Annotated in this window: 4 protein-coding genes and 1 pseudogene; 2 read left to right on the forward strand and 3 right to left on the reverse strand. The window is 72.2% G+C overall.

Annotation, left to right across the window (positions count from 1 at the left end; translation table 11 throughout):
* Positions 1-861 (reverse strand): NmrA family NAD(P)-binding protein, encoded by an 861-nt coding sequence (locus GCL84_RS16220; RefSeq protein WP_156756298.1) that lies wholly within the window; start codon positions 859-861, stop codon positions 1-3.
* Positions 858-1,535: an MBL fold metallo-hydrolase gene (locus GCL84_RS16225; protein WP_156756299.1), complete on the reverse strand. Its 678-nt coding sequence runs from the start codon at positions 1,533-1,535 to the stop codon at positions 858-860. Before GCL84_RS16225 ends, GCL84_RS16220 begins: the two co-directional genes overlap by 4 nt.
* Positions 1,536-1,704: 169 nt before the next feature.
* Here GCL84_RS16225 and GCL84_RS16230 point away from each other — a divergent pair, with 169 nt between their 5' ends.
* Entirely contained in the window at positions 1,705-3,018 is a 1,314-nt protein-coding gene (locus GCL84_RS16230) for an acyltransferase family protein (RefSeq protein ID WP_235926307.1), read from the forward strand.
* On the opposite strand, the pseudogene GCL84_RS30060 reads toward GCL84_RS16230, so the two are convergent.
* Positions 2,988-3,635 (reverse strand): annotated as a pseudogene (locus tag GCL84_RS30060) (maleylpyruvate isomerase N-terminal domain-containing protein); the annotation flags it as partial. The gene GCL84_RS16230 and the pseudogene GCL84_RS30060 overlap by 31 nt on opposite strands.
* A 247-nt stretch (positions 3,636-3,882) precedes the next feature.
* Between GCL84_RS30060 and uvrA the strand changes: the two are divergent.
* Entirely contained in the window at positions 3,883-6,732 is a 2,850-nt protein-coding gene (gene uvrA / locus GCL84_RS16240) for an excinuclease ABC subunit UvrA (protein ID WP_156756302.1), read from the forward strand.
* Positions 6,733-6,860 lie beyond the last annotated feature (128 nt).

The following is a 6,860-nucleotide window of genomic DNA, read 5'->3' on the forward strand; positions in this document are numbered from 1 at the left end:
TCAGCGCACGTGCTCCGCCGCCCAGCTCGCCAGCGTCGTCGGTGTCGTGGTCAGCGGGCCGCGCGTCGGATCGGGCGGGTGGCCGCGAGTGCCCGCCGCCATGCCGACGATCCCCTCAACGGCCGCGGGCGACAATCCCGCCCCGCTCAGGGCCGAGCGCATGTCGTCGTCGGCGACCGCGACCGCCCGGACCCCGTGCCCGAGGACGTCGGTCAGGATCTCGGCCACGCGGTCGAAGCTCAGGTCCTCGGGCCCGTGCACGCCTTGCACCACACGGCCGCCCCACGCAGGCGACAACAGCCGCGCCGCCGCCACGTCCCCGATGTCCCGGGGGTCGACCCAGGGCATCGGGGCGCCGGGGTCGAAGGTGGTCGGCAGGGAGCCCGCGGCGAGGGAGTCCGGGTCCATCAGCAGGTTGGTGAAGAAGTAGCCCGCCCGCAGGTGCGCCACGTCCGCCCCCGTGGCGTCGAGGCTCTCCTCGATCCGGGCCAACCCGTCGATGTGGCCCGCGCCGTGGCGCAGTTCGGCGCCGACGCTGCTGAGGAAGACCACCCGGCGGATGCCGTTCTCGCGGACCGCCCGCGCCACGCGGTCGCCGTACGCGGCGGATTCGCTGACGGGGTCCGGGTGCGCGTGCGAGGTGGGATCGACCACGAAGAGGCTCCGCACACCCGCGGTGGCCTCGCGGAGGTAGGCAGCGTCGTCCAGGGTGCCCTGGCGGATGTCGACGGGCAGGCCCGGGTCGAGGCGGGCGGGGTCGCGGACCAGGACCCTGGGGCGGACGCCCGCTTGGGCCAGGAGCCGCACCACCCGGCCGCCGACGCGGCCGGTCGGGGTGGTGACGGCGATCGCGGGGTTCACCAGCCGCGCTCGCGCCAGGTGTGGAGCTTGGGCCGTTCCGCGCCGAGGGTGCTGTCGTCGCCGTGGCCGGGGTAGAACCAGGTGCTGTCCGGGAGGGTGTCGAAGACGCGGTGCTCGACGTCGTTGATCAGGGCCTCGAAGTCCTCGGGGAGGGTGGTCTTGCCCACACCGCCGGGGAACAGGGAGTCGCCGGTCCACAGGTGCGGTGTGCCCCCGGGGTCGCGGTGGAGCAGCGCGATGGAGCCGGGGGTGTGGCCGCGCAGGTGGATGACCTCCAGTTCGACCTCGCCCACCTGGATCTTGTCGCCGTGCACGACGGTGCGGTCCGGCGGCACCGGCAGCGGGCCCGCGTCGTCGGGGTGGGCGATGGTGTCCACGCCGAAGGCCCCCGCCACCGCGCCCAGCGCCTGCCAGTGGTCGGGGTGCTGGTGGGTGGTGACGATGGTGCGCAGCGACGGCCGGTCGGGTCCGGACCCGATCAGGTCCGAGAGCCGCTCGGGGTCGTTGGCGGCGTCCACGAGCAGCGCCTCCCGGGTGGCCAGGCAGGTCAGCAGGTAGGCGTTGTTGTTCATCGGCCCCACTGACAGCTTGGCGACGCTCAGCGTCCCCAGGGTGCGCAGGGCGGCGGGGCCGCCGGGCTCGACATGACCGGTGTATTCCTCGACGAAGTCCACGCTGTGCGACGCTAGCGCAGAGAGATGAGGCGTACCCGTTTCAGCGCCACGTACCCGGGGAACGTATCGTGTTATCAACGTGTGACCGAGTCACAACCCCCCGTCGTCGACCACTTGCGAGCTCGTGTCTACTTCTGAGAGAGCGTCCCAGAAAAGGTCCCCGCGCAAGTTGAGCTGGGACGTGATCCGGGTGGTCGCCGTGCTCGCGATCGTCATCCAGCACATCACGCACCAGGCGCCCATCAACCACCCCGAGCTCGGCCCGTACCCGTTCGAGAACCCGCTGCAGTTCGGGGCGAGCACGCTGCTGGTGGTCTCCGCCTACTTCGTCTGCGTGACGGTGCGGCGCGGCGACACGCTGTCGTGGCTGTTCAAGCGGCTGGCCCGGCTGCTGCCCGCCTACCTCGTCGCCGTCGTGGTCGTCTACACGATCACGCGCCAGGTCACCCCGCTGTTCGGCTGGTACGTGCCCACCCCGGTCGACCTGGCGGCGAACCTGCTGATGGTGCAGGCGTGGTCGCCCGAGTTCCACTGGATCGACGGCTCCTACTGGACGCTGCCGATGCAGGTCATGGCCTTCACCGCCGCCGCGGTCCTGTGGCCGCGCGGCTGGGGCCGCGGCGTGCGGTTGCCGGTGATGCTGTGGGGTCTGGTCCTGCTCCCCGCGGTCATCCGCGTCCTGTGGCGCGGCGACGACGCCCAGCAGTGGGTGGTGTCGGCGTTCGACGGTCTCGCCCTGCACCGCGTGGCGCTGTTCGGGGTCGGCGTGGCGATCTGGCTCTGGACCCGGGACCGGCTCTCGACCGGCCACCTCAGCGCCTACCTGCTCACCGCGCTGGTCGCCCAGGACGCGCACTCCCAGTTCGCCGACACCCCGTCGACCATCGCCTTCGGCGTCGTGCTGGTCGGTGTCGTGGCGGCGGCGGGCGGCCCGGACTGGGACATCCCGGTGCTGCGCGCGCTGGCCCGCCCGATCCGCTGGCTGGGCGGCATCTCCTTCGGCGTCTACCTCGCGCACCAGGAACTGGGCTACGTGCTCGCCCGCCTGCTCGTCGACGCCGGGGTCGGCCCCTGGGGCAGGCTGCTCGCCTGCGTGGCGCTGGCCGTCGTGCTGGGCTGGGCGATGACCAGGCTGGTCGAGCAGCCCGCGCACACGTGGCTGACCACGCGGGGGCCCGAGCGGTGGCAGCGCCTCAAGCAGACCGCCGCCGCGGTGGGGCGCGCCGTGCGCGACCTGCCGACCGTTCCCGCGCAGGCGCCCGAGCGGCCGTCGTCGCACACCGAGCCGGGGGTGGCCGCGATCCCGGTCCGGCTCCCCGTCCACATCCGGTCGGATCAGCCCCAGGCGGGCAGCCGGGGCGGCTCGCCCGCCAAGCCCGAGGTCTCGCCGCGCGAGAGCCAGGCGAGCACCCGCGCGGCCGACCCGCGCACCTCGCCGGACCTCCCGGTCTCGTTGACGATGGTCAACTCCCAGCCGCGCTGAGAGCCGTCCGGCAGCTCCGCCACGACCGGCACGACCCGACCGGGCCCGGCCGCCAGGTGCGGGCGGGCGGCGTGGCCGAGGACACGCTCCAGCGCGGGCCCGGGGATGTCGTCCCAGCCGACCCCGGTGCCCAGGTCGACCAGGTGCAGCCACGCCTCGACCAGCGCCAGCTCCACGACCTCGGCGGCCGGGAGGTCGCGGTCCGTGGTGAGCACGCCCGCCCACTCGTCGTCGGCGACCTGGGCCACCGCGGCGTGGAAGCGGCCGCACGCGGCGTGGAGGTCCTCGCGGACCACCTGCGGCAGCCGGTGCGCGCCCGCCTCGATGTCGGCCGCGCGGTCCGCGCGGCTGGCGTAGGGCTGGTGCTCGATACCGGTGCGCGCCCAGGTGAGCAGGTTCACCAAGGCGTCCGCGCCGCGCGCCAGGTGGGTGATCAGGTGCGCCCGCGTCCACCCGGGCAGCAGGGTGGGGGCGGCGTAGGCGTCCTCGTCGAGCGCCGCGACCTCCGCGTGCAGCCGCTCCCAGGCCCGGCGCAGCAGCAGGTGCGCCGACCGGGCTCGGTCTGCGCCGCGGACCTGGGCGGGCGTACGCTGTTTCGGCGGCCCGGTCCGGCTCATCGCCGAGCCCACCGACGTCCGCGAAGTGTGCTCCACCGTGTCCGACCCCCCGACCGAGTCATCCGCGGGCGGCCCCGTCGTCGCCCGTCTCCACCAGCGTAGGCGCAGAATTGTCGGTGCCCCGCCCTAGAGTGACCGCCTGCCGCCGCAGTGGGTGCCACCCGCACCCCCGCACGCCATCGACCGGGATGGCCGCAACCGTGGGACGGGCAGTCTGACCAGCAGTTTCTCGACCGAAGGGACCTCAGTGGCCGACCGCCTCGTCGTTCGCGGCGCCCGCGAGCACAACTTGCGCGGCGTGGACATCGACCTGCCCCGCGACAGCCTCATCGTCTTCACCGGCCTGTCCGGCTCCGGCAAGTCCAGCCTCGCCTTCGACACGATCTTCGCGGAGGGCCAGCGCCGCTACGTGGAGTCGCTGTCGGCCTACGCGCGGCAGTTCCTCGGCCAGATGGACAAGCCCGACGTCGACTTCATCGAGGGCCTGTCCCCGGCGGTGTCGATCGATCAGAAGTCCACCAGCCGCAACCCGCGTTCGACCGTCGGCACCATCACCGAGGTCTACGACTACCTGCGCCTGCTCTACGCCCGCGCGGGCAAGCCGCACTGCCCCGCCTGCGGCGAGGCGATCAGCAAGCAGACCCCGCAGCAGATCGTCGACCAGGTCCTCGACATGGACGAGGGCCTGCGCTTCCAGGTCCTCGCCCCGGTCATCCGCGGCCGCAAGGGCGAGTACGTCGACCTGTTCTCCACCCTGCAGACCCAGGGGTACTCGCGCGCCCTGGTCGACGGCGTCGTGCACGCGCTGTCGGACCCGCCGAAGCTCAAGAAGCAGGAGAAGCACGAGATCGCGGTCATCATCGACCGGCTCTCGGTCAAGGCCTCCAGCAAGCAGCGGCTCACCGACTCGGTGGAGACCGCGCTGCGGCTGGCCGACGGCCTCGTCGAGCTGGACTTCGTCGACCTCGACGAGGGCGACCCGGGCCGCCGCCGCGGCTTCTCCGAGAACCTGGCGTGCCCCAACGGCCACGCGCTGGGCGTCGAGGACCTCGAGCCCCGGTCCTTCTCGTTCAACTCGCCCTACGGCGCGTGCGCGGTGTGCGCGGGCCTGGGCGTGCGGATGGAGGTCGACCCGGAGCTGGTCGTGCCCGACGACGAGCTGTCGCTGGCCGACGGCGCGATCGCGCCGTGGGCGGGCGGGCAGACCGCGGAGTACTTCCTGCGCCTGCTGACCTCGCTGTCGGAGGCGATGGGCTTCCGGATCGACACCCCGTGGCGGCGGCTGCCCGCGAAGGTGCAGAAGGCGGTGCTGCACGGCGTCGACGAGCAGGTCCACATCCGCTACAAGAACCGCTACGGCCGCCAGCGCTCGTACTACGCCGCCTACGAGGGCGTCATCCCGTTCCTGGAGCGCCGCCAGGAGCAGACCGAGTCCGACTCGCAGCGGGAGAAGTACGAGGGCTACATGCGGGAGGTGCCCTGCCCGGCGTGCCAGGGCACCCGCCTCAAGCCCGAGATCCTCGCCGTCACCCTCGCCCACCCGCAGGGCGAGCGCTCCATCGCCGAGGTCTCGGCGATGTCGATCGGGGAGTGCTCGGCGTTCCTCGACGCGCTGACCCTGGGCAAGCGCGAGACGATGATCGCGGGCGCGGTGCTCAAGGAGATCCAGGCCCGGCTGCGGTTCCTGCTCGACGTCGGCCTGGACTACCTGTCGCTGAGCCGCGCGTCGGGGACCCTGTCCGGCGGCGAGGCGCAGCGCATTCGGCTGGCCACCCAGATCGGCTCCGGCCTCGTCGGCGTGCTCTACGTGCTCGACGAGCCCTCGATCGGCCTGCACCAGCGCGACAACCACCGGCTCATCGAGACGCTGACCCGGCTGCGCGACCTGGGCAACACGCTGATCATCGTCGAGCACGACGAGGACACCATCCGCACCTCGGACTGGATCGTCGACATCGGCCCGGGCGCGGGCGAGCACGGCGGCAACGTGGTGCACAGCGGCACCTTCAAAGACCTGCTCAAGAACAAGAAGTCGCTCACCGGCGCGTACCTGGCCGGGCGCAGCTCCATCCCGGTGCCGGAGATCCGCCGCCCGGTCGACCGCAAGCGCCAGCTCACCGTCGTCGGCGCCCGCGAGCACAACCTGCGCGACCTCGACGTGACGTTCCCGCTCGGCTGCCTGGTCGCGGTCACCGGCGTGTCCGGCTCGGGCAAGTCGACCCTGGTCAACGACATCATGGCCACGGTGCTGGCGAACAAGCTCAACGGCGCGCGGCAGGTCCCCGGGCGGCACACCCGGATCAACGGCCTGCACCACCTGGACAAGCTCGTGCAGGTCGACCAGTCGCCGATCGGGCGGACCCCGCGCTCCAACGCGGCCACCTACACCGGCGTGTTCGACCACATGCGCAAGCTGTTCGCCGCCACCACCGAGGCCAAGGTGCGCGGCTACCAGCCGGGCCGCTTCTCCTTCAACGTCAAGGGCGGCCGCTGCGAGGCGTGCGCGGGCGACGGCACAATCAAGATCGAGATGAACTTCCTGCCGGACGTCTACGTCCCCTGCGAGGTGTGCAAGGGCGCCCGGTACAACCGGGAGACGCTCGAGGTGCACTACAAGGGCAAGTCCATCGCCGAGATCCTGGACATGCCGATCGAGGAGGCGGCGGGCTTCTTCGAGCCGATCAAGTCCATCCACCGCCACCTGCAGACCCTGGTGGACGTCGGCCTGGGCTACGTGCGGCTCGGGCAGCCCGCCCCGACCCTGTCCGGCGGCGAGGCGCAGCGGGTGAAGCTGGCCAGCGAGCTGCAGAAGCGCTCCACCGGCCGCACCATCTACATCCTCGACGAGCCGACCACGGGCCTGCACTTCGAGGACATCCGCAAGCTCCTCGGCGTCATCAACGGCCTGGTGGACAAGGGCAACTCGGTGATCGTCATCGAGCACAACCTTGACGTCATCAAGACCGCGGACTGGGTCGTCGACATGGGACCGGAGGGCGGCTCCGGCGGCGGCATGGTCGTCGCCGAGGGCACCCCCGAGGACATCGCCAAGACCGAGGGCAGCTACACCGGCCAGTTCCTGCTCCCGGTCCTCTAGGTCGTGTTTCGAAAGCCGCTGTTCGCGATAGCCGCGCCGGATGCGGCCCCTGGCGGTGCGGGGTGAAGGCACCGGTACAACACCGGTACCGGCACCTCCACCCCGCACCGCCAGGAACCACCCCGATC

The organism is Actinokineospora pegani, from assembly GCF_009745975.1.
In the GTDB taxonomy this organism is placed as follows: domain Bacteria; phylum Actinomycetota; class Actinomycetes; order Mycobacteriales; family Pseudonocardiaceae; genus Actinokineospora; species Actinokineospora pegani.